Origin of the sequence: Providencia sp. PROV130, assembly GCF_028482225.1 — a bacterium.
In the GTDB taxonomy this organism is placed as follows: Bacteria; Pseudomonadota; Gammaproteobacteria; order Enterobacterales; family Enterobacteriaceae; genus Providencia; species Providencia rettgeri.
On sequence record NZ_JAMPQC010000021.1, the window covers coordinates 19,044 to 42,596 of the forward strand.

Here is a 23,553-nt window from a genome sequence, read left to right on the forward strand (position 1 = left end):
AATAGGTAAATCTTTCAATGCAAAAAAAGCCCTAGAGTACCAACTAAAGCGAATTACCCTAGTTGAATCTTAGTTTGAAATAAAAATTAAGTATTGATGATAACACTTAAATTCCTTCGATGCTGTACCTATAAAACAAAAGAAAAGCACCATTTGGTGCTCTTTTAATTAACGAACAAAAACGAAAATAAAATTGGCCTATGTATAGTAATAACGCGTTAAATGGAAAAAAATAGGCGCAGCAAAACACAATGAGTCAATGCGATCCAGCATGCCCCCATGTCCTTCAATAATCGCCCCAAAATCTTTAATGCCACTATCACGCTTAATGGCTGACATACATAACCCTCCCACAAACCCCATAATAGTAATCGCTAATGACATCAGCCCCGCAACCCACCAGCTAAATGGAGTTACCCAGTAAAGGCAAACACCAATAAGTACTGAAGATAATACGCCGCCAATAAAGCCTTCAATGGTCTTGTTTGGGCTCAGCTTAGGCACAATAGGCCGTTTACCCATTAACTTACCAAAAACATACTGCAACACGTCTGAAATTTGCGTCACAATAATCAAGAAAAGTAATAATTTTACGTTTTCGCCTTCATAACCTTGAATATTCAGCATCAACAACGCGGGTACATGACTCAAACAGAAAACAGCCACCAACATTCCCCACTGAATTTTTGCTGTTCGCTCAAGAAAATGAAAGGTATCTCCCGCTAAAGCAATGCGAGTTGGCAAGAAAAGGAAGACAAAAACAGGCACAAAAATTGAAAATAACCCATACCATTCAATACCAACTAAGACATATTGCAATGGAATAAAAACAAAAAAGCACCAAAATAATGCTTCATGGTCACTGCGCCGTGTTGGCGTTAAGGTAATAAACTCTCTGAGTGCAAAAAACGATATCAGCGCAAATAAGATCACCACACCTATATTGCCAAGCACAACAGCCAGTACACAAATAATGCACATGACCCACCATGCGCGAATACGTGCATTCAAATTATCAATTGTTGGATTGCTTTTTTCACCTGAATAACGGTATGCAAGAATACCACCAACAACACTGGAAAATACCAGTATCCCAAAGACACCTGACAACAATAATACTAATTCCCTGTCCCCAATATTCATGGCATTAGCTCCTCAAGCGCTACTTTTGCTCGCTGCAAAAAAGCGATTTTATTTTCATTTTCCATAAGAGGCTCCAGAGGCTTACCAACGATAGCTGAACAAATCACCGGCACAACAAGCTTTGACCCCTTCGGTAACACACGATTTAAATTTTCCAAATAAACGGGAACCACTTCAACATCAGGGTATTTTTTCGCGAGATGGTAAAGCCCACTTTTAAATTGGCTTAAAGTTTCCCCATCACCACGCGTGCCTTCAGGAAAAAATATTAATGAATGCTTTGCCTCTAATACTGACTCTAAAGGAGCTAATGTATTGTTTTGAGCTGGCTTATCACCTTTTCTATCGACCAATACCGCCCGAAAAACCTTATTAACTAAATAACGTCGAAAGGGTGTTTTGACCCAATAATCTTTAGCAGCAACCGGGTGAACAAAATGACGCATTAACGGCGGTAACCCAGACCAAATAACCAAACCATCAAGATGGCTTGAATGATTGGCATAATAAATACGTGAAGCCATTGAAGGTTGGCACCCTACCCAACGAGTGCGAACACCCGTTAATAAACGGCAGGTTCCCGATAACAGCATGCCCATTCCCTTAGCTAAAAGAGAAATTCTCTGCACTTTTTCCATCTTTTTTCCTTGCTAACGTTTTATCAAACGAAAATTTGCAAAATTACGAAAAGACCTGAATATCGTTTAATTAACAAGATAGAGAGTCGGTTACAGGAGCACAACGGGATAAGTTCTGATTTGCAATATAAGAAAAGTAATATTGAGATAAATAGCAGGAAATACGTGATTGGTGTAGCAATATATCATCATATTACTACACCAAAATAACACTCAACTAACGTCAATAATTAAATATTATTTTTTGTCAGCGGCAATACGGTCACGGATGTTTTGCGCACGTTCGCTTGATGGTGGGTGAGAGTCAAACATGCTTGTCTCGCCGCTACCCATTTTCGCTAATTTTTCAAAACCAGTGACTAAACCGTCAGTTTTAACACCACGTTTTTTTAGTAAGTCATAAGAGAAGTTATCCGCTTCGCTTTCTTGGTGTTGAGAGAACTGTGAGTTAATCAGTTTTTCACCCAGAGCTGCAACTTGTGATGCACTCAGTTGTTCTACAACGCCACCCGCTGATGCTGCGGCAGTACGCGCAGCAACTGCCGCATAAGCAACTTGCATTGCTTTACGTGTATGACCTAATGCAACGTGGCCCATTTCATGACCCAGAACGCCTTCAACTTCGTTATCGTTCATCACATCCATCAGGCCGCTATATACACGCACACAACCATTTGCCATTGCCCATGCGTTGACATCGCTAGTCAGATAAACTTTATAGTTTACTGGAGTACCATCAACTTCGTTACCCAGTGCTTTTGCAATTTTGTCTAAGCGTTTCGCATACTTGCTAGACGCTGGAGCAATTTTGTTTTGCGCATCCATTTCTTTACAAGATTGGTCACTTAATTGTTTAACATCAGAGTCAGTCAGTGTCGCAGCTTGGAATAATTGCATGCCTGAGTTAGTCAACATCCCTTGGTCTAAATTTTTACAACCCGTTAAAATGACAGCAGAAACAGCAACTGCCACAAGCGCTTTCATCTTCATAGAACATTTTTCCTTTAGTATATATAGGTATTATTTTTTAATGACGCTAAAGACTATAAATTCTGCGAAAAATAACAATAGGAATAAAGCCATAATTATCCAATATATGAATTTGATAACGTTTTTATTAAAATTGCAAAATAGACAGAATATTATTCCAATAATAGGTACACATACAGATTGCATGCAAATGGCCATTAGGGCAATGGCCAAAAAATCACTCTAACTACTTAATAAATAACTCAATAACACAAAAATCATTTTCTGTATTCTTTTCAACAATAAATTGCAGAGCTTCTCGATTTTCTTTAATTAATAGAGTGTCAAATGGCTTTAAATAAAAGGAATCTGAATTAATTTTCATACTCAAACGAGGTGTAATATTAAAAATTAAGATCTCACTAGCCCCACTCACCCAAGAATTAATGAACGCAGTATTCACCCATTGTAAGCGAGCCTGATATTTTTCAGGGTTATAGATGACATTAAAATCACGAATTGCACCCTGAACGAGTTCCGCATAAACCTCGCTTTCCCCATTAAAAGCAAAAAATTCTTTTTGCTGTAATGCCACCGCCGGTTTCTTATCTACATGCAAAATAAGTCCTTCCCCTTCCAATACACCAATAATACGTTGCCGATTTTGGAAAAAGGAAAACGAGCCCGCCGTTTTAACATCTGCTATTGACACTCGCCAATCAAAATCATCTAAACCTTCACCATGGCTGCGCGCCAATTCAAGTGTCGACCCCTGGCCATTTTTCCAAGGCATATTGCGATAATCTTGCGTCGTTAATATCTGAGTCATAAGGTGAACCCTACTTTAGTAGATACATTATTTTTATAGTGAGAATGAGAAATGAAAATAGCAGACTTTCAACAAAAAAACGCCTTTTTAAAAATCAATTTCAAATTGTAGCCCATGCGTGCTACAATTCAAACATTCACCATAAGAAGAGGATAACGGTAATGGCCAGTACTCAACATAAAACAGATATTGTCAGAGCCAGAATTGAGCCTAAAGTCAGGGAAAATGCTGAAGCAGTGTTATCTGAATTAGGGATTAGCATGTCTGATGCTATTCGTATTTTCGTCAAGCAAATATCATTGCGACAAGCTTTTCCTATTGAGTTAAAAACACCAAACTCAATTACATTAGAAGCTATTAATGCACCAACTACAGACGAAACATTTGACTCTGCTGAAGATTTATTTAGCCAAGTGAGCAAGTCCGATGCTGAAAATTCGCGTTAAATCCCAATTCAAAAAAGACTTAAAAAAGTCGTTATCTGACAAAAAAAGAAATACTCAGCTATTAAAAGAGTTAATCGATAACCACCTATGCATTACTGGCTCTGTTCCAGCAGAATATTTGCCTCATCCCTTAAAAGGAAACTGGAGACCTTGCTATGAATGTCACATACAACCCGATTTTTTATTAATTTGGGATATAAACTACCAAACCAATGAAATCATATTAGTTCGCTGTGGTTCTCATTCTGAATTATTTGGCTAATTCATCACATTTCCCTACCTAAAACAATTAAATCGACGTAGGCGACCGTCCACTTACCGTCCACCTCTGCGAACTTTGATGAACTTTCATAGCCTTTTAAATATTGATAAGTTACTGTTTTTAAAGAATTGAAGATATAATTTATTAAAAAAAAAGCCCCTAACAGGGGCTATAAAAGACAGGGATGGTGTCTATGGCAAGGAAAAACTTCACTTATTGCTACTTCACTACTTACTATGGAACTCAGGATATGAAACTAACTAACTTGCATTACTACAGGTACTAACAACTAAACTTATTGAAACTGCATCGCTTGAAATTCCGCCATTTTATGCTGACTCATTTCTTGTTGGTGAATGTGCTCAAGCTCTGTTTTCTGTTCTGGCGTTAACAACTGGTACAATTCATGGTGAATTCGAGCCATTTCAACACGTTGTTCCAGTTCTTTTTGCATTCGTTTTTCAAGTTCTTCACGAACCGCTTTGTCATCAAAGCTATCCGCTATAATTAATTTGTGCAGTGCTTCACGTTCTTTAACTAAAGCAGAGTTATCAACATGATAATGACGCTGTGTTGCCATTAAATCACGCAATTGCTGACGCTGTTTTTCATTTAACGTGATACCATTAAACATAAAGGTACTGGCACGTTCTTCACTGCTAAATAACTCATGATGTTGAAAGGGCACAACCGCATTGCCTGTTGGCGTAGTTGGCTCGGACTGCATCTGTAACATCAAAGGTGTTGAACTTTCATTTGCAGCACTTTGTGGCTCTTCTGCAAAAGCAACCGCTGGTCCGAACACAAACGCAGAAGCTAAAACTAACATTGCGGTTTTATGTACTGTATTATGTACTTTGCTATGTGTTGTTCTCAGCATTTGACACCTTGTCTCCGAACTGTGCTCGTGATTCAATGTGAACAAATATACACCTGTGGCTGCAAACTAGCGTCAGAGCATGTAAAAGAACGTAAAGTCATGGAATCGTACAGATTGTTATCGTATTTTGGCAGTTGGAGGACTTAAAAAATGCATAAAATCCTATTAGTTGATGACGACCGTGAACTCACGTCGCTGTTAAAAGAACTGCTGGAAATGGAAGGTTTCAATGTTGTCATCGCCTATGATGGTGAACAGGCATTACAGCAAATTGACTCATCCATTGACCTGTTACTACTTGATGTCATGATGCCGAAAAAAAATGGTATTGAGACATTAAAAGAACTGCGCCAAATCCATCAGACCCCCGTTATCATGTTAACGGCTCGCGGTAGTGAGTTAGATAAGGTTCTGGGCCTAGAACTCGGTGCAGACGACTATCTACCTAAACCGTTCAATGACCGTGAACTGGTAGCACGTATTCGTGCTTTATTACGCCGTTCTAACTGGAGCGAGCAAACTCAAGGCGACAATAGCAATACCCCTGTTTTACAAGTTGATAAACTGCAACTTAACCCAGGTCGTCAAGAAGCCAGCTTTGATGATGAAATTTTGGACTTAACAGGAACAGAATTTACGTTGTTATATCTACTCGCACAGCACCTAGGCCAAGTGGTTTCTCGTGAACACCTTAGCCAAGAAGTACTTGGGAAGCGCTTAACGCCGTTTGACCGTGCTATTGATATGCATATTTCAAACTTACGCCGCAAACTTCCAGAACGCACTGATGGCCAGCCGTGGTTTAAAACTCTACGTGGCCGCGGATACTTAATGGTTTCTGCCACATGATCAACAGCTTAACCGCAAGGATCTTTGCGATCTTCTGGTTTACCCTCGCACTAGTATTAATGCTAGTGCTGATGGTGCCCAAGCTCGACTCTCGGCAAATCACCGTCCTGATGGAAAGTGAACAACGCCAAGGGGAGATGCTTGAGCAGCATATTGAAGCCGAACTCGCACAAGCTCCGATGAATGACCTACTTTGGTGGCGGCGTATTTCTAACGCCATCAAAAAATGGGCACCTCCCGGCCAACGGTTGATTATCGTCACCAGTGAAGGCCGTGTGATTGGTGCAATGCCAAGTGAAATGCAGGTAATACGTAACTTTATTGGGCAGTCTGATAACGCGGATCACCCGAAAAAGAAAAAATATGGACGAGCCGAAATTCTCGGTCCTTTCTCCATTCGTGATGGGGAAGACCACTACCAACTGTATTTAGTTCGCCCAGCAAGCAGCCCACAATCTGACTTTATTAATTTATTGTTTGATAGGCCTTTCTTATTACTGATTGCCACCATGCTGATCAGCGCTCCACTACTATTATGGTTATCTTGGAGTCTCGCCCGCCCTGCCCGTAAATTAAAAATGGCGGCAGACGATGTGGCGAAAGGGAATTTACGGCCACACCCAGAGCTAGAAGCCGGTCCGCAAGAGTTCTTATCTGCGGGAAATAGCTTTAACCAAATGATCAGTGCCCTTGATGGTATGGTTAGCGCACAGCAACGCTTAATCTCTGATATTTCTCATGAATTACGCACTCCATTGACTCGTTTGCAACTGGCAACCGCCTTATTACGCCGTCGCCATGGGGAAAGTAAAGAGCTAGAACGCATCGAAACCGAGACCCATCGCCTAGATAGCATGATTAACGATTTACTGGTGTTATCCCGCAGCCAGCATAAAAACGAAATCTTGCGTGAAAATATCAAAGCCGATGAACTTTGGGGCGATATCTTAGATGATGCTAGCTTTGAAGCTGAGCAAATGAACAAAACGCTCGAAGTCACTTCTCACCCTGGGCCTTGGCCGTTATATTGCAACCCTTCTGCCGTCGGTAGTGCATTTGAAAATATTGTGCGTAACGCATTACGTTATTCGCATACACACATTGCCGTTGATTTCAAAGAAGAAAATAACGGTATTCTCATCACCGTCGATGATGATGGCCCCGGTGTTAGCCCTGCTGACCGCGAGCACATTTTCCGCCCATTCTACCGCACTGATGAAGCTCGAGACCGAGAAACTGGTGGTACTGGTTTAGGTCTTGCAATTGTTGAAACCGCCATAACACAACATAAAGGTTGGGTGAAAGCGGATGATAGCCCATTAGGTGGTTTAAGGTTACAAATCTGGCTACCTGAACACGGCCGATAAATTAACTTTATTCATTACCAATAACCCCTTTCTCTTAATTAAAGAAGGGGGTTATTTTTTTCAATCAAGATATATCTATCGCGATTAAATAGAGAATAATCCTATATTGGCTCTAATAACAACAATTCCTAAATACCCGACCAATATAAAATTCTATTTTAATGCTACTTACCCTCCAAAAAAAGAACAATAAAGAAGGATACTTAAAATTAACCATGTAGTAATCCAACAAAAAGCATATCGTTTTATATCTTAATATGTTACTAACTTCTACACCGACTATATTAATCTGATATTCTGTTTTACTTAGTTAAAGTGTGATAATTGATATTAATAGAAAGCACAGAAGCCCAACTCAATGCAAATTAAGATACTTATAATGTGGGCTGATAATAATCATATTTTAACTTTATTTAATTTACAGGTTTTCCCTTATTAACCTGTTCAATATTAGGCGAACTCAACTTCAAATGGATTTATCAATGAAAAAATTCAAGCTCACTAAGCTAGCCATACTTGCTGTGTTCGGCGCCATAAGTGCACAAAGCGTTGCGGGGGGATTAGTTCTACCCGATAACAACTTACGCAGTGATCTTGCTTGGCTTTCTGAACGTAACGTCATCCAAATTAGCTTATCAACTTGGCCACTATCCCAAGAAGAAATCACGCGTTCTTTAAATAATGCAAATATTACTAATAGCGAACAAGAAGCCATTATTCAGCGCATTAAAAAGAACCTTGACCGTAAGAAAAACAGTGTTCAACTAGAAACTCACCTTGCATCTAGCCACTACTCTATGCCACAGGGCTTTGCCCAAAGTGAATATAGTGATATTCGCTATACCGTTTCAGGTAACTACAGCACTGACGACGTAGACTTAAACCTCACTGCAAATGGCGAACGTGCTTTACGCGTTGAAAATGGTTCTGACTACAACCTCAATGGCTCATATGGTGGTGTAAAAATTTGGAACCAATGGGTATCCTTTGGTGAAATCCCGCAATGGTGGGGACCGGGCCACGATGGTAGCTTAATTCGTACCGATGCGGCTCGCCCTGTTACTGGCTTCTTAATTCAACGTGCTGACCAAAGCCCATTTGAAACTCCATGGCTTTCTTGGATTGGTTCGTGGCAATACCAGCTCACCGCAGGGCAAATCAAACAATACTCTTCCCAGCCAAACACTAAACTGATTGGTTTACGCATGACCATGAACCCAACTGACTTCTTCGAACTCGGTGGTTCTCGTGTAGTCATGTGGGGAGGCGATGGCCGCCCTAATAACTGGAGTTCTTTCTGGAATGCGATGGGCGGTAGGGATAATACTGGTGACTATAACGATGACCCAGGTAACCAGTTAGCCGGATTAGATTTCAAACTAAAACTTTACCCGTTAATCGATCTACCTGTCAGCTTATATGGCCAAATGGTCGGTGAAGATGAAGCCAACCTTTTCCCATCGAAAAACGCCTTTATGGGTGGTATCGAAGGTTATCACACACTATGGGGCCAGCCATTAAATTGGTATATTGAAGGCGCGAACACCCATACTGAGTGGGACAAAGACGGCGTAATGTATCGCCACTTTATCTACAAAAATGGTTATTACCAACAAGGTGCATCACTAGGCCACGCGATGGGCGGCGACGGGCGCATGCTCACCACCAAAGTGGAATACACTCTCGATGATGACAACCGCGTCAGTTCTCGCTTGATGTACGCGAAAGTGAATAAATCTAACTTTGAAGGCAACAAGTTGTTCCCTAAATCAGAAACCATCAAAGGTGTTGATTTCGGTTGGTGGCATAACTTTGACAATGACGTCAGCACGGATGCGAAAGTTTGGGTATCTAAAACTGATTACGAAACACGCAATGATTTAGGCGCTGCCGTTACGGTAAACGTGCCGTTTAAGTGGTAGTTAGCAGATTTTAAGCATATTTTATCAAAAACGGGTTATGTTTTTAGCATAATCCGTTTTTTTATCCCTCAAACATTATTATTCTAGTCAAAAATACACTATTCATATAACTCCATCCGACAGCCAAGTTAATTAATATAATCAATTAAGCATTTTATTAATCTATTCCTACGCGGAATTCGGATAAATATAGAAATATTAGGATCTGGCTTTCATTGAACACACACTAAAAGCAATGATATACAAGGAATAACTTAACTTAAATATTTAATCGCGTAGAAAGCGTAAGAATAGGATTATAACCTAATAATTTAAAATAACTTATTCTATTGGTGATTGTGTTAGGACTATTCTCTAACGCTATCGCAGTGATAGTCAGTAACTAGCTTTAATGGTATTATTAAGCGCTTTTTACTTGACCAAATAAATGCTGAGGCATACCCTTTGGCGGTAAAAAAACAATAAGCTTTGCTTATCAATTGAGCAAATTAGCAAAAAATGCAATGTTTTCAATTGATAAGTATGCGTTTACAAATTCAATGGTGCTCTGGGACCCGACAACCCAGTGCGGTAGCTATGGGTGTTATTAATAATTAACACCTTTAAAGTTAACTATAGACCACTTTTAATTTATTACTTATTTAATAACAAGGTTCTCAGTGAAAATATTCATGACTGGTGGCGCAGGCTTTATTGGTTCTGCTGTTATTCGCCATATTATTAATAATACTAACGACAGTGTTGTTAATATTGATAAATTAACTTATGCAGGAAATTTAGAATCTTTAGCGCCAATTTCTGAAAGCCCCAATTATATATTTGCTCAAGCCGATATTTGTGATTCCGCTGCCATTAAACAACTATTTGAGTTGCACCAACCCGATGCGGTGATGCACCTAGCAGCTGAGTCTCATGTTGACCGCTCTATTGATGGCCCAAGTGAATTTATTCAAACGAATATTATCGGTACCTATACTTTATTAGAAACCGCTCGTCACTATTGGAACCAATTGCCTACCGATAAAAAATCAGCTTTCCGCTTTCACCATATTTCAACAGATGAAGTTTACGGCGACCTTGAATCAACAACTGACCTATTTACTGAAACCACCTCTTATGCACCGAGCAGCCCATATTCTGCATCTAAAGCATCAAGCGACCATTTAGTTCGTGCATGGCAACGTACTTATGGGCTACCCACCATTGTGACTAACTGTTCTAACAACTACGGCCCTTATCATTATCCAGAAAAACTGATCCCGCTTATTATTCTAAATGCTTTAGAAGGTAAGCCATTACCTGTTTATGGTGATGGGCAGCAAATTAGGGACTGGTTATATGTAGAAGACCATGCAAGGGCACTATACAAAGTTGTCACTGAGGGCAAAATTGGTGAAACTTATAATATTGGTGGTCATAACGAAAAAGCCAATATTGATGTGGTTAAAACAATCTGCAGCATCCTCGATGAGTTAGTAGCAAATAAACCGAATGATATTAGTCACTATAAAGAGTTAATTACTTACGTAACCGATAGACCTGGCCATGACCTTCGTTATGCGATTGATGCTACAAAAATTAAAAATGAGCTTAACTGGGTACCAGAAGAAACATTTGAGACAGGATTGCGTAAAACCGTGGAATGGTATTTAGCGAATGGTGAGTGGGTTGCTCATATTAAAAATGGTAGTTATCAGCAGTGGCTAACTCAACATTATTCTATATAGGAATAAGTAAAAATGAACAAATTATACATAGTAGGCGCAGGAGGCTTTGCTAGGGAAATATATTCATATCTAAAACAAGAACATTTTAGATATCAAGACCATCATGTAGTTGGTTTTTTGTCTGACCGTCATGATGATTTAGACCAGTTTATTACTGAGCATAAAGTAGTAGATAACATACGTTCTACCATTATTACGCCACAAGACGCCATCATTATAGCAATTGCAGATTGTAATTTTAAAAAAGAGTTATACCAATATTACAAAAATATCGGTTGTAAAATTTTAACTTACATCCACCCCTCTGCCTTCATCGGAAACAATGTTACAATCGGAGAAGGCTGTGTCATTTGTCCCTACGTTATATTAACTACAGATATAATAATAGGTATAGTTGTCACAATTAATGCCCATTCATCAGTAGGCCATGACGCGCAAATCGGTGATTTTAGTACTTTGAGTGGTCATTGTGATATCACTGGATTTGTTCACATAGAGCAAAGTGTTTTTTTAGGCTCACATGCACTCATTATTCCTAAAACTACAGTTGAATCGAATGCTATTATTGGTGCCGGCTCAGTAGTAATCACAAAAGTTAAAACAGGAAGTACCATGTTTGGAAACCCTGCTAAAAAAATCAAATAGAGGATTCTATGTCTAAAGAAAATCAGTTATTAAATATCATCGCAGAAATTTTAGAAATCGATGCTGTATCTCCTGAAACAGAGTTAAACGAAGAAAATTGGGATTCCCTCGCTGTTGTTACTTTTATTTCAGAAGTGGATTCAAATTTCGAGCAAGTTCTCTCACCAACAAGCGTAAATAAAGCTAGTACCGTACAAGATCTTCTCAAATTAGTAAAATAATCAATTTAAAGGGTTTCTCATGCTTACTATCAATAATGTTAAGATTAAGGGGATCAGCACTACTGTTCCGCACAAAGAAGTTAATAACATAGATTTTGCTCAATATTATGGTGAAAAAGAAACCCTTAAATTAATTGATAGCATTGGTGTAACGCATCGTTATATCAGCACAGATAATATAACTTCCTCCGACCTATGCTTAGAATCAGCTAATCGGATTATCGACGCCCTTTCTTGGAATAGAAGTGATATTGGAGCTATAATTTTCGTATCACAAACTCCTGATTATCAACTCCCCGCAACAGCTTGTATATTACAGAATAAATTAAATTTACCTAATACTACTTTGGCATTTGATATAAATATGGGCTGTTCTGGCTACATTTATGGCCTTCAAATCGCATCTAGCTTAGTGAGTAATGGGATAAAAAAAGTTTTATTACTTGTTGGAGATACGATAAGTAAATTAATTAAAACAGGGGATAGGAGTACAGAGTTTTTATTCGGTGATGCTGGCAGCGCAACAGCTCTAGAGTATGAAGAAGGAAGCAACATAGCATTTGAGCTTGGTTCTGATGGTGCTGGCTGGGAAAATATTGTCGCTCGTCAACCAATAGCATCAACAAGCTCGAGAGCAGCCCACTATTCTTACCTTGAAATGAATGGAGCTGAAGTATTTAGTTTTACTTTAACTCGAGTCCCTAAATTAGTGAATAAATTCCTTAATAACCTTAGCTTAAAAGCTGAGGAAATTGATTTAGCAATATATCATCAAGCAAATTTATTCATGCTAAAACACTTATTTAAAAAATCTAAACTTAGTGAAGAACAAACAGTAACTAGCATTGGCCATTATGGTAATACAAGTTGTGCCTCAATTCCGTTAACACTTTGTTATGCAAATAAAAGAAAAAAATATAATAACACTCTTTTAGTCGGTTTTGGTGTAGGTCTATCTTGGGGTGCTGCAATATGCGACTTAAGTGGTACGTTACTATTACCAGTAGAGGTCATAAATAATGATAACTAATTTATTACAAAATAAAAAAATTCTAATTACGGGAGCTTCTTCAGGGATAGGTCGCGCTATTGCTGAATATTTTTCTTCTCAAGGTGCACAAGTAGTCATAACTGGAAGAAATGAATTAAGACTGAATGAAACATTTCAACAATTAATAGGCGAAGGACATCATCAAATCATCGCTGATATCACTAATCCTGATAATATTCAAAACTTGTTAAAGTCGACAGTTCAACTAGTTGGTCCTTTAGATGGAGTTGTTCATTGTGCCGGAATCCAAAAGACCTTGCCATTACAGGCTCTAAAAGAAGAACAATTTGATGAAATTTTCGCTACCAATGTCAAGTCAGCTCAATTTATAACTAAAGAGCTACGACGTAAAGGCAATTATAACGAAGGCTGTTCCTTAGTCTACCTAAGTTCTGTTGCTGGTGTATGCGGCGAACCTGCAATTACAACCTACTCTGCAAGTAAATCAGCGCTAATGGGATTAGCAAAATCAGCAGCTATCGAACTAGCTAGAAATAAAATAAGAGTTAATTGTATTGCGCCTGGCCCTGTAGAAACGGAAATGACAATCGCATTTTCGAAAAAGCTTACGGCAGAACAGTTACAAATTATAGAAAGAAATCATCCACTAGGTATTGGTAAAGCAGAAGATGTCGCATACGCAGCAGCATATTTAGTAAGCAACCTTGCAAGATGGGTAACAGGAACAACTTTATTTGTAGATGGAGGGTACAGTGCACACTAAAAATCCCCCTATAAAGGCTAAGGTAAAAGCTCTTGGTAAATATTTACCAGAAAAAGTGTTGAGTAATGAACAATTAGCTGACGAATTTCCAAGTTGGAGTGTTGAAAAGATTTATGAGAAAACTGGGATAAAAAAACGGCATATTTCTGCCGAAGAAGAAACCTGCTCATATATGGCGATACAAGCAGCTGAGGACCTATTTGAAAAAAATAATATAGCTAGAGAAGATATTGACTACATTTTATTATGCACACAGAGCCCTGATTATCTATTGCCCACGACCGCTTGCATTGTTCAAAATAAACTAAATATACCCAAAACAGCAGGAGCACTAGACTTTAATTTAGGCTGTTCGGGCTATATATATGGTCTAAGTCTTGCCAAAGGGCTCATAGAGAGCCATCAAGCGAAAAATGTTCTCCTAGTTACATCTGAAATGTATTCTAAGTACATAAATAATAAAGATAAAAGTGTTAGAACACTATTTGGAGATGCAGCAACCGCTACCTTGATTGGAGCGGTAGAATCTGAGCATGACTTAATACATAGTTTTGTTTTTGGGACTGATGGTAATGGTGCTGATAACCTAGTTGTTCCTCATGGCGGTTCAAAAAAACCCATATCTTCACTGTCTAACGAAGAATATGAAGATAGCCATGGGAATATAAGATCACCTAAAAATCTATATATGAACGGTGCAGAAATCTTAACATTTACTCTCTTAAATGTTCCGAAAAGTATTAATGCTATTCTTGAAAAAGCAGCCATATCAAAAGAAAATATAAATAAAGTTATATTTCACCAAGCTAATAGATTCATGCTAGATAAATTAAAAAAGAAAATTGGATTTAGTGATGAACAGTTCTTAGTTTCCTATGAACATTATGGTAATACTGTCTCATCCACCATACCTTTAGGGATTATTAATGGTATTGATAATAAAGAAATAGACTCAACTCATAATATATTAGTATGCGGATTTGGCGTTGGCTACTCTTGGGGTGGCTGTATTATAGAATCTATTGGTTGATACTCTAAATTTATTTATAATTTTTAAGGAAAAAAAGTGAAAGGCATTATCTTAGCTGGTGGATCGGGTACTAGGTTATATCCAATAACGATGGGAGTTTCGAAGCAGTTACTCCCTATTTACGATAAACCTATGATCTATTACCCGCTTTCTGTTTTAATGTTAGCCGGTATTCGGGAGGTTTTAATTATCACAACCCCAGAGGATCAAAACAGCTTCGAACGCTTATTGAATGATGGCTCTCAGTTTGGTATTACAATTCAATATGCTGTTCAGCCAAAACCCGAAGGATTAGCACAGGCATTTATTATTGGTGAAGAATTTATTGGATCTGACAGTGTTTGTTTAGCATTAGGTGATAATATCTTTTATGGTCAATATTTTAGTCCTAAATTAAAAGAAGCTGCAACTCGTCAAGAAGGTGCTACTGTATTTGGTTACCAAGTAAAAGATCCTGAACGTTTTGGTGTTGTTGAGTTTGATAGTAACAAAAAAGTTATTTCTATTGAAGAGAAACCTAAGAAACCAAAATCAACTTTTGCTGTAACTGGTTTATACTTTTATGACAATCAAGTTCTTGAATTGGCTAAAAAAGTTAAACCATCTCAGCGAGGGGAACTAGAAATAACGACACTCAATGAAATGTATTTAAAACAAAATAAATTAAATGTTGAAATGTTAGGCCGTGGTTTTGCATGGCTAGATACTGGAACTTATGAAAGTTTGTTAGAAGCGGCACAGTTTGTGGAAACAATTGAAAAAAGACAAGGCTATAAAGTAGCTTGCCTAGAAGAAATCGCTTATAACAATGGCTGGCTTACAAAAAAAGATTTACTATCAAGAGCTGAACTAATGGCTAAGAATAGCTATGGCGAATATTTAAGATCATTATTAAAGTAAGCCTGTGAATAAAAATTTAAAACAAAAAACCACATCAGGATTAAAGTGGAGTGCAATTGAGAAGCTAACAACGCAATTTATTCAACTAGCTATAATGTTACTTCTCGCTCGTTTATTAGGTCCAACATCTATAGGCCTAGTTGGGATGTTGGCAGTATTTATTGCAATTGCTCAAGTTTTTGTTGACAGCGGATTTAGTAATGCATTGATAAGAAAACAAGATAGAACCGAGCTAGATTACTCAACTGCTTTTATCTTTAATATAATTATATCCCTTATTTGCTATAGTACATTATTCTTTTCTGCTCCGTTTATTGCTAACTTTTACCAGCAACCAACTTTAATAGAACTATTGCGTACATTAAGTTTAGTTATTATTATTAATAGTTTTGGCATTATCCAGAGAACACTGTTTACATGTGAAATGGATTTCAAAACTCAAGCTAAATGCTCATTAATTAGTGTTTTTTTTAGTTCAATAGTTGCTTTAGTTCTTGCATACTATGAGTATGGTCCATGGGCATTAGTAGGCCAATCTATAACATTTGCATTAATAAACACTATTCTATTAAATTTATATTCCAGATGGCATCCGAAATTAAAATTCTCTAGAGATTCATTTAATTACTTATTTAAATTTGGCTCTAAATTATTAGCATCTAGTTTATTAGATACCATTTACAATAATATTTATCAGATCATTATCGGGAAAGTATTTTCAGCTAAGCAAGTTGGTTTTTTCACTCAAGCAAATTCATTATCAGTTATACCCGCCCAAAGCTTAACATCTATAATACAACGTGTAACCTACCCGATGCTAAGCCAAATACAAGATGACAAAAATAAATTTGAAAATATTTATCTATTAACCCTGAAACTCTCATCTTGTATTGTTTTCCCTATTATAATGGGTATTGCTATTATAGCAAAACCCTTAATACTTCTTGTTTTAGGTAGTGAGTGGACTAATACATCAGAGCTTTTGAGTATTTTATGTATTGGGTACATGCTATACCCAATACATGCAGTAAATTTGAATCTATTACAGGTTAAATCAAGAACCGACCTATTCTTGAGACTTGAAATAATTAAGAAGATAATAATCACCATTATATTACTGATAACTATACCCCTTGGTTTAAAAGCGATTTGTATTGGTATTGTTATTCAATCCTATGTTGCTTTATATTTAAATACTATCTATACAGATAGGTTAGTTTCACTAACCAGAATAATGCAATTGCATGCGTTACTCCCTATCTGGCTGATCACTATGGTAGTTTCACTGATCGTCTGGTGTATAGCACAACAAATAGATATTACTGTAGTTCAGTTAATAATACCTATTATATTAATGCCAGCTCTATATATAACCAGTATTAAGTTCATTCAACCTAAGATTTACTCTGTCATTTTCACAACCATATTAAAAAAGAATAAACAATGAACCCAATAACCGTTACATCTCCATTACTTCCGCCTTTAGATGAACTAACTTCTTATTTAGAGGATATATGGCAGCGTAAATGGCTAACAAATAATGGCCACTACCATCAACAACTCGAGAAAGAACTTTGTGAGTATTTAGGTGTAGAACATATTTGTTTGTTCTCTAATGGTACCCTTGCACTCATTACTGCATTACAAGCTTTAGAACTTAAAGGTGAAGTGATTACAACACCTTATAGTTTTGTAGCAACTAGTCATGCCATTATGTTAAATAATTTAACACCCGTATTTATAGATATTGACCCAAATACATTCAATTTGGACCCTAAAAAAATTGAAGAAGCTATTACTGATAGAACATCTGCCATATTACCCGTTCATGTTTATGGTAATCCTTGTGATCATGATGAAATTCAAAAAATTGCAGATAAACATAATTTAAAAGTCATCTATGATGCAGCACATGCATTTGGCGTTACGAAAGACGGAGCATCAATTCTTAATTGGGGTGATTTATCAATCTTGAGCTTCCATGCAACAAAAGCATATTCAACTATAGAAGGTGGGGCCATCATTTGCCACTCACCAGAAATGAAAAGAAAACTAGATAAGCTTAAAAATTTTGGTTATGAATCAGAGCTTGAAATATCTATGTTAGGTTCAAATGCTAAAATGAATGAGATCCAAGCTGCATTTGGGTTAGCAACATTAAAGCATATAGACAAAGCAATTTTAAAAAGACAGACGATTGCACATCTCTATAGAACACTATTAAAAGATATTAATGGAGTCTATTTTTTAGATGATATCAGCGAAGTCAAACATAATTACTCATACTTCCCAATATTAATTAATGAGAAAGAATATGGTATGTCAAGAGATAGTATTTATCAAAAATTAAAAAATAACAATATATTATCTAGGAGATACTTTTATCCGTTAATAACTGACTTTAATTATTACAACCAAAATAAAGAATTATTTATTTCTCATGCAACCACCGAAGCTAAAAAAATCTCTGATAATGTTATATGCCTCCCTATTCACCATGGTTTGAGCTCTAATGAAGTAAACTACATAGTACAACATATCAAGGAAGGCTAGTTAATGAAGACTATAAGTTCTTTACCTCTTTTATCAGAAAAGGAAATAATACAAAATCAATTAATTGATATTATGCATATCTCTATAATATGCATAACGTTTAATCACAGAAAATTTATAGCTAATACACTTGATTCATTTTTAGGACAAAAAACAAAATATAAATATGAAATTATCATCCATGATGACGCATCCACAGATGGTACACAAGATATAATATCTCAGTATCATCAAGAATATCCAACCATAATAAAACCTATTTTCCAAATAGAAAATCAATATAGCAAAGGCATTAAACCATTTGATATCTGCCGCCTAAAATCTAAAGGTAAATATATCGCCATATGTGAAGGGGATGATTTTTGGTGTGACCCACATAAATTAGAAAAACAAATTGATTTTTTAGAAAATAACCCTGACTATATTGTTAGCACTCATAATGCATGTATAGTTGATAGTAATAACAAACTAGTTTCAGAGTCGAAACTAAATGATACATGCAAAAGAGACTTTTCCTCTGAAGAGTTAATCAAAACTAAAGGATTTATATTAACTTTAACGTGGGTGTTTAGAAATATAGATTTTGGTCCATTACCAGAAAAATCACATGTTATAAATGAGGATACATTCTTCACATCAGTTCTAGGTTTATATGGTAAGTCTAAGTTTCATTCAGATATAATTCCCGCTGCATATAGAATTCATGAAAATGGTGTTTGGTCATCCACAAATAATGATGAAAAAGTTACATCTATAGTAAACACTTTCTATTGGTTACAATGCTATCATCGCCGTATTAATAGTGGTTGGAGTGACTACTTCCTATTATTACACTTTAAATATACATGCAAACGCATTTTTATGCACAAAAAAGCTCCCTTTATTAAAATTCTATTCAAACAATTTTTTGGGAAATAATTGACACTTTAAATATTTAGGTATTTTATCTTTATGCTTAAAAGCGAAAAAGCCATTATATTTTTTTTCTATGTATTTTGCTATACATTATCTACGATTTATTATATGCATGAGGGTTATATATACGGCGATTTACGCGGTCAGAACTTAAACTCCATAGAAACATTAATTTATTCATATATGACCGCTGTAATTGGTGTAGCGTTATTTTGCTGGATAACATCATTACTAATTAAAACCATAAAAATAAAAAAAATACCCGAATTAGAAACAAAAAAAACTCACTATTTAATACTAATGTTAAATATCTTATTTATTTCTTTCAGTATTAAATATAACTTTGGTTTTTCTGGCTTAGAAGTCGACCCTGACATTCCAAAATCCATTCTCTATTTCTTTATAATTTTACAGCCTCAATTTCTATCTTATATTTACCTTGCATATCATGTAAAATCAAAAAGTAAAATTTACTACCTAAATATTGTACTCATTTTATTATTTTCTGTTTATAAAGGCTGGCTTGAGTCAATAGTCTTCATATCACTTATATTATTCATGAAAAATAAAGAGTATATATTTAGTAATAAGAAAAAAATATTCTTATTAGCTTTAATGTTTATTTTTTTAGTTCCTTTTCTAAAAGCTAGTAAAACCATATTGATGGGTTACCATCAATATGGTTTCGAATCATTTTCTGATGCTATAACGAGTTTTATTGAATATAATGATTTTAAAAGTGTTAGTGATTTTATTATAACTTATATCATGGCTACAATTAATAGGTTCGAGCATGTATCAATAATATACTACATAAATGAAACATGGAATCCTAATTTACTGCATAATATACGTCCAGCGATACTAGAAGGCTGGCCTAATGAAATAATTGGAAATGTTTTCGGATTAAATTACACATCTTATATCCAACAAGATATAGCTCGCATGATACAGCCTTTATATTCCTGGCAAGTCCAGATTCCTATTACAGCAAGAATATTCATTGAAAATAACACTCTATTGTATTTAGTATATATTTTATTTATAGCCACAATTAGCATTGTGTTATCTAAAATAATATCTAACAATAAAGAAGTTCAAACCTTGAATTGGTTTGTTCTTTTCTCATTCTTATTTCATGGTTGGAACTATAGTATGATACTATGGATTCAAGCCTTACTTATGTATATATGCATTTCTATTATACTTATATTTCTTTCAAACTTAAATCGCATCAAGCGATAGACTAAAATAGGAAATAATTTTGTATAGTCATAATATTTGTGAAATGACATCAGTTGTCATCACAACAAAAGACAGATGGGATTTTTTATTACGGGCTATAGATAGCATAGTCTCAAGCACAGTATTACCAAAATACATTGTAATTGTTAATGACGGTGAGAAAATAGAAAAAGAAAATTTATTAAATAATATACCCAAAAACATTCAACTAACGTTAATTAACAATGAATATTCAAAAGGAGCTAATGCTAGTCGTAATATTGGTATTTCTAATTGTGTCACTGACCTAATATTTCTATTAGATGATGATGATGCTTTAACTCTTAGATCTATCGAAGATAGACTGTCCGTCATTAAAAAATCGCCAAATACTGTTATCGCATATACAGGAGTGCAATTCGTATATTCCAATAATTTAGAACAAGTAAAGCGAACTTTACCACCTCATTCTTTATCTCATGACAGTAACCAAAATATTAAGGCGCTACTTAAGAATGGTAACCTTATAGGTTCAACTTCCCGAGCATGTATTAGAAAAAAAGCATTTTTACTAGCTGGTCAATTTGATGAAAACCTCACTTGCTTACAAGATTATGACCTATGGTTAAGGATGTCTAAACTCGGAAATATAGAACATGATAACAAATCGAATGTAATATATACTATTCATTGCAATGGGAAACAAATCAGTTCTCAACATCAAAAATATTTAACCACTGGATTTATATTATATAATAAATATAAAGATGACATTAACAAGTTAAAATTACAAAGAAAATTCTTATCTCAAATTTATTTAAGAGTCGCTATAATAACATCAAGATATTCAACAAAAAACAAAATAAAATATTGCTTAACCTCCTTGAGATATGGTCTAAAAATAAAAACATTACTACTTTTAATATTACCTAGCTCTATAATAAAAAAAATCCACCCCTACAACTGAATATAACTTATTTCCCTATTTTAATCCAATTACTCGCCAAGACTTAAATATTAAAAAGCTAATGATAACAAAACATTAATTAGAACATATCTTTACTTTCTATTATAATGCATAGATGACTTTGCTCTTTAACTAAAAACATGCCTCTTAGAAATTAAAGAGTTTTATGTGATTATTTTTATATAATACGTAGTATTAAATCATATTTTCTTTGAAACTTTATATTTGGGAGATTTACTTTGAAAATAGCAATTGCAGGGACTGGCTACGTCGGCTTATCTAACGCCATGTTACTGTCACAAAACCACGAAGTGGTGGCGGTGGACATCATTCCTGAAAAAGTGGCGATGTTGAATGACAAGCAGTCGCCGATAGTCGATATGGAAATCGAACAGTTTTTAGCAGAAAAAACACTGAATTTCCGCGCAACACAAGACAAAACTGAAGCCTATACCGGGGCTCAGTACGTCATTGTTGCCACACCGACTGACTATGACCCGAAAACCAACTACTTTAATACTCAATCAGTCGAGTCTGTCATTCATGACGTGAATGAAATTAACCCGACAGCGACCATTATTGTTAAATCCACCATTCCAGTGGGTTTTACGGTGCGTTTACGTGAAGAGTATGGCTACAGTAATGTCATTTTCTCCCCTGAGTTTTTACGTGAAGGCCGTGCATTGTGGGATAATCTGTATCCATCGCGCATTGTGGTCGGCGAACGCTCTGAGCGCGCGCAAATTTTTGCTGATTTATTGCTGGAAGGTGCAATTAAGAAAGATGTACCTGTGCTGTTTACCGATGGCACCGAAGCCGAAGCGATTAAACTGTTCGCCAACACCTACTTAGCGATGCGGGTGGCCTACTTCAATGAGCTGGACACTTACGCGGAAAGCCGTGGGTTAAATGCCCGTCAAATAATTGAAGGCGTCTCCTTAGACCCACGTATTGGTAGCCATTATAACAACCCATCATTCGGTTACGGCGGTTATTGCTTACCGAAAGATACCAAACAGTTGTTAGCTAACTACGATGATGTGCCGAATAACCTGATTAACGCCATTGTCGAATCAAATCGTACTCGTAAAGACTTCATTTCGGATGCGGTCATCGCCAAAGCACCACGTAAAGTGGGTGTTTATCGCTTGGTAATGAAAGCGGGGTCAGACAACTTCCGCGCTTCAGCGGTACAAGGCATCATGAAACGCATCAAAGCCAAAGGCATTGAAGTGGTGGTGTATGAGCCGGTGATGAAAGAAACCGAGTTTTTCCATTCCAAAGTAGTCAATGACTTAGCGGAATTTAAAGCTCAATGTGACATTATTTTAGCTAACCGCATGGTACCTGAAATTGAAGATGTTGCGGACAAAGTGTATACACGCGATTTATTCGGTAATGATTAACTGTACATATAAAACTAGTTTTATTATGAGTAACGTTTATGATACGAAGTACTAGTAGTGTAGCTGTAATTATGAGCGTTTACAAAAATGATAAACTAACTCATGTTAAAGAAGCTATCGAGAGTGTTTATCAACAAGAGGATATAGCTCCTCTCATACTCGTATATGTAGATGGGAAGATTCCACAACAACAATTCTCATACCTAGAGAGCCTACATGATAGAAATATTATTGAGTTAACTTTTTCTAAAAATAACCAAGGGCTATCATTTGCCCTTAATACATTGATAGACAAAGCTCTTGTATATCCAAATGTAGAATACATAGCACGTATGGATAGTGATGATATATCATTACCACAACGACTAAAAAAGCAAAAGTATTTCATGGATGCCCATACCGAAGTAGATATTTTGGGTACCGCATGTGAAGAATTTGGTACACCTTATGCCCTTGTAGAAAAAAAACTACCTTCATACCACCCCGATCTAGAGAACTTTAGCATAACCCGTTGCCCATTTATTCATCCCTCTGTCATGTTTAGGCGACGAGTTTTTGAACAAGGAAACCGATATCCGACACACACTTGTTTTACAGAGGATATGGCTTTTTGGCTAGAACTACTTTATAAAAACTATAAATTCCATAACTTACCTGATGTTTTGCTAAGATATAGACTTGAAGAAAACACGATGACTCGCCGAGCCGGTCTCTCTAAAGCTAAAAGTGAAGTTTCATTGCGTCTGGGTTATATGTTTCTTCTCAATAAATTTAGCTTTAAAAATATGTTTTTAATATACAGCCGTTACTTCTTTCACCTACTACCACCCAAAATAATGGCATTAGCATATAAACATTTGAGATAATCACTTACGAAAGGGATCT

General features: G+C 36.2%; 24 protein-coding genes. 19 read left to right on the forward strand and 5 right to left on the reverse strand.

Going from position 1 to position 23,553, the window contains the following annotated elements; all coding sequences use genetic code 11:
* Positions 1–198: 198 nt before the first annotated feature.
* The 4 genes from PSF28_RS14930 to PSF28_RS14945 form a co-directional block, all read right to left on the reverse strand.
* The gene (locus PSF28_RS14930; RefSeq protein ID WP_210839594.1) at positions 199–1,143 is read right to left on the reverse strand and encodes a phosphatidate cytidylyltransferase; all 945 of its coding nucleotides are present in this window, start codon (positions 1,141–1,143) and stop codon (positions 199–201) included.
* The gene (locus tag PSF28_RS14935) at positions 1,140–1,781 is read right to left on the reverse strand and encodes a lysophospholipid acyltransferase family protein (RefSeq protein WP_210839592.1); all 642 of its coding nucleotides are present in this window, start codon (positions 1,779–1,781) and stop codon (positions 1,140–1,142) included. Before PSF28_RS14935 ends, PSF28_RS14930 begins: the two co-directional genes overlap by 4 nt.
* A 237-nt stretch (positions 1,782–2,018) precedes the next feature.
* Complete coding sequence (locus PSF28_RS14940; protein ID WP_004907010.1) at positions 2,019–2,771, reverse strand: M48 family metallopeptidase; 753 nt, start codon at positions 2,769–2,771, stop codon at positions 2,019–2,021.
* 226 nt (positions 2,772–2,997) lie between these two features.
* Positions 2,998–3,579: a HutD/Ves family protein gene (locus tag PSF28_RS14945; RefSeq protein WP_102140620.1), complete on the reverse strand. Its 582-nt coding sequence runs from the start codon at positions 3,577–3,579 to the stop codon at positions 2,998–3,000.
* A gap of 161 nt (positions 3,580–3,740) precedes the next feature.
* Here PSF28_RS14945 and PSF28_RS14950 point away from each other — a divergent pair, with 161 nt between their 5' ends.
* On the forward strand, positions 3,741–4,025 hold the full coding sequence (locus PSF28_RS14950) for a type II toxin-antitoxin system RelB/DinJ family antitoxin (protein WP_102140619.1): 285 nt from the start codon (positions 3,741–3,743) through the stop codon (positions 4,023–4,025).
* Positions 4,006–4,287, forward strand: a complete 282-nt coding sequence (locus PSF28_RS14955; protein ID WP_102140618.1) for a type II toxin-antitoxin system YafQ family toxin — start codon at positions 4,006–4,008, stop codon at positions 4,285–4,287. The genes PSF28_RS14950 and PSF28_RS14955 overlap by 20 nt, the downstream gene beginning before the upstream one ends.
* A 295-nt stretch (positions 4,288–4,582) precedes the next feature.
* Here the strand turns inward: PSF28_RS14955 and PSF28_RS14960 are convergent, their stop codons facing one another.
* Positions 4,583–5,167: a Spy/CpxP family protein refolding chaperone gene (locus tag PSF28_RS14960; protein WP_210839588.1), complete on the reverse strand. Its 585-nt coding sequence runs from the start codon at positions 5,165–5,167 to the stop codon at positions 4,583–4,585.
* A gap of 150 nt (positions 5,168–5,317) precedes the next feature.
* On the opposite strand from PSF28_RS14960, the gene cpxR reads away from it, so the two are divergent.
* The 17 genes from cpxR to PSF28_RS15045 all read left to right on the forward strand — a co-directional run bounded on the left by cpxR (position 5,318) and on the right by PSF28_RS15045 (position 23,534).
* The gene (cpxR, locus tag PSF28_RS14965; RefSeq protein ID WP_004265224.1) at positions 5,318–6,016 is read left to right on the forward strand and encodes an envelope stress response regulator transcription factor CpxR; all 699 of its coding nucleotides are present in this window, start codon (positions 5,318–5,320) and stop codon (positions 6,014–6,016) included.
* Positions 6,013–7,383, forward strand: a complete 1,371-nt coding sequence (gene cpxA / locus PSF28_RS14970) for an envelope stress sensor histidine kinase CpxA (protein WP_004906999.1) — start codon at positions 6,013–6,015, stop codon at positions 7,381–7,383. Before cpxR ends, cpxA begins: the two co-directional genes overlap by 4 nt.
* Before the next feature lie 482 nt (positions 7,384–7,865).
* Entirely contained in the window at positions 7,866–9,305 is a 1,440-nt protein-coding gene (locus tag PSF28_RS14975; protein WP_272685267.1) for a capsule assembly Wzi family protein, read from the forward strand.
* Between the two features lie 659 nt (positions 9,306–9,964).
* Positions 9,965–11,032: a dTDP-glucose 4,6-dehydratase gene (gene rfbB, locus PSF28_RS14980; protein WP_272685268.1), complete on the forward strand. Its 1,068-nt coding sequence runs from the start codon at positions 9,965–9,967 to the stop codon at positions 11,030–11,032.
* Between the two features lie 12 nt (positions 11,033–11,044).
* Entirely contained in the window at positions 11,045–11,677 is a 633-nt protein-coding gene (locus PSF28_RS14985) for a NeuD/PglB/VioB family sugar acetyltransferase (protein WP_272685269.1), read from the forward strand.
* An 8-nt stretch (positions 11,678–11,685) separates the two neighbouring features.
* Positions 11,686–11,898: an acyl carrier protein gene (locus PSF28_RS14990; protein ID WP_210848701.1), complete on the forward strand. Its 213-nt coding sequence runs from the start codon at positions 11,686–11,688 to the stop codon at positions 11,896–11,898.
* Between the two features lie 19 nt (positions 11,899–11,917).
* Positions 11,918–12,928, forward strand: coding sequence for a ketoacyl-ACP synthase III (locus PSF28_RS14995; RefSeq protein WP_272685270.1), 1,011 nt, complete (start codon positions 11,918–11,920; stop codon positions 12,926–12,928).
* A complete protein-coding gene (locus PSF28_RS15000; RefSeq protein ID WP_272685271.1) occupies positions 12,918–13,673 on the forward strand; it encodes an SDR family NAD(P)-dependent oxidoreductase in 756 nt (251 codons plus the stop codon). The genes PSF28_RS14995 and PSF28_RS15000 overlap by 11 nt, the downstream gene beginning before the upstream one ends.
* Positions 13,663–14,703, forward strand: a complete 1,041-nt coding sequence (locus PSF28_RS15005; protein WP_272685272.1) for a ketoacyl-ACP synthase III — start codon at positions 13,663–13,665, stop codon at positions 14,701–14,703. Before PSF28_RS15000 ends, PSF28_RS15005 begins: the two co-directional genes overlap by 11 nt.
* A 36-nt stretch (positions 14,704–14,739) precedes the next feature.
* A complete protein-coding gene (gene rfbA, locus PSF28_RS15010) occupies positions 14,740–15,603 on the forward strand; it encodes a glucose-1-phosphate thymidylyltransferase RfbA (RefSeq protein ID WP_272685273.1) in 864 nt (287 codons plus the stop codon).
* 4 nt (positions 15,604–15,607) lie between these two features.
* A complete protein-coding gene (locus PSF28_RS15015; RefSeq protein WP_272685274.1) occupies positions 15,608–17,050 on the forward strand; it encodes a lipopolysaccharide biosynthesis protein in 1,443 nt (480 codons plus the stop codon).
* On the forward strand, positions 17,047–18,156 hold the full coding sequence (locus PSF28_RS15020; protein ID WP_272685275.1) for a DegT/DnrJ/EryC1/StrS family aminotransferase: 1,110 nt from the start codon (positions 17,047–17,049) through the stop codon (positions 18,154–18,156). The genes PSF28_RS15015 and PSF28_RS15020 overlap by 4 nt, the downstream gene beginning before the upstream one ends.
* A 3-nt stretch (positions 18,157–18,159) precedes the next feature.
* The gene (locus PSF28_RS15025) at positions 18,160–19,074 is read left to right on the forward strand and encodes a glycosyltransferase family 2 protein (RefSeq protein WP_272685276.1); all 915 of its coding nucleotides are present in this window, start codon (positions 18,160–18,162) and stop codon (positions 19,072–19,074) included.
* 33 nt (positions 19,075–19,107) lie between these two features.
* A complete protein-coding gene (gene wzy, locus PSF28_RS15030; RefSeq protein WP_272685277.1) occupies positions 19,108–20,316 on the forward strand; it encodes an oligosaccharide repeat unit polymerase in 1,209 nt (402 codons plus the stop codon).
* A gap of 19 nt (positions 20,317–20,335) precedes the next feature.
* On the forward strand, positions 20,336–21,262 hold the full coding sequence (locus tag PSF28_RS15035; protein ID WP_272685278.1) for a glycosyltransferase family 2 protein: 927 nt from the start codon (positions 20,336–20,338) through the stop codon (positions 21,260–21,262).
* 239 nt (positions 21,263–21,501) lie between these two features.
* Complete coding sequence (locus tag PSF28_RS15040) at positions 21,502–22,668, forward strand: nucleotide sugar dehydrogenase (protein WP_272685279.1); 1,167 nt, start codon at positions 21,502–21,504, stop codon at positions 22,666–22,668.
* A 71-nt stretch (positions 22,669–22,739) separates the two neighbouring features.
* Positions 22,740–23,534 (forward strand): glycosyltransferase, encoded by a 795-nt coding sequence (locus PSF28_RS15045; RefSeq protein WP_272685280.1) that lies wholly within the window; start codon positions 22,740–22,742, stop codon positions 23,532–23,534.
* Positions 23,535–23,553: the final 19 nt, after the last annotated feature.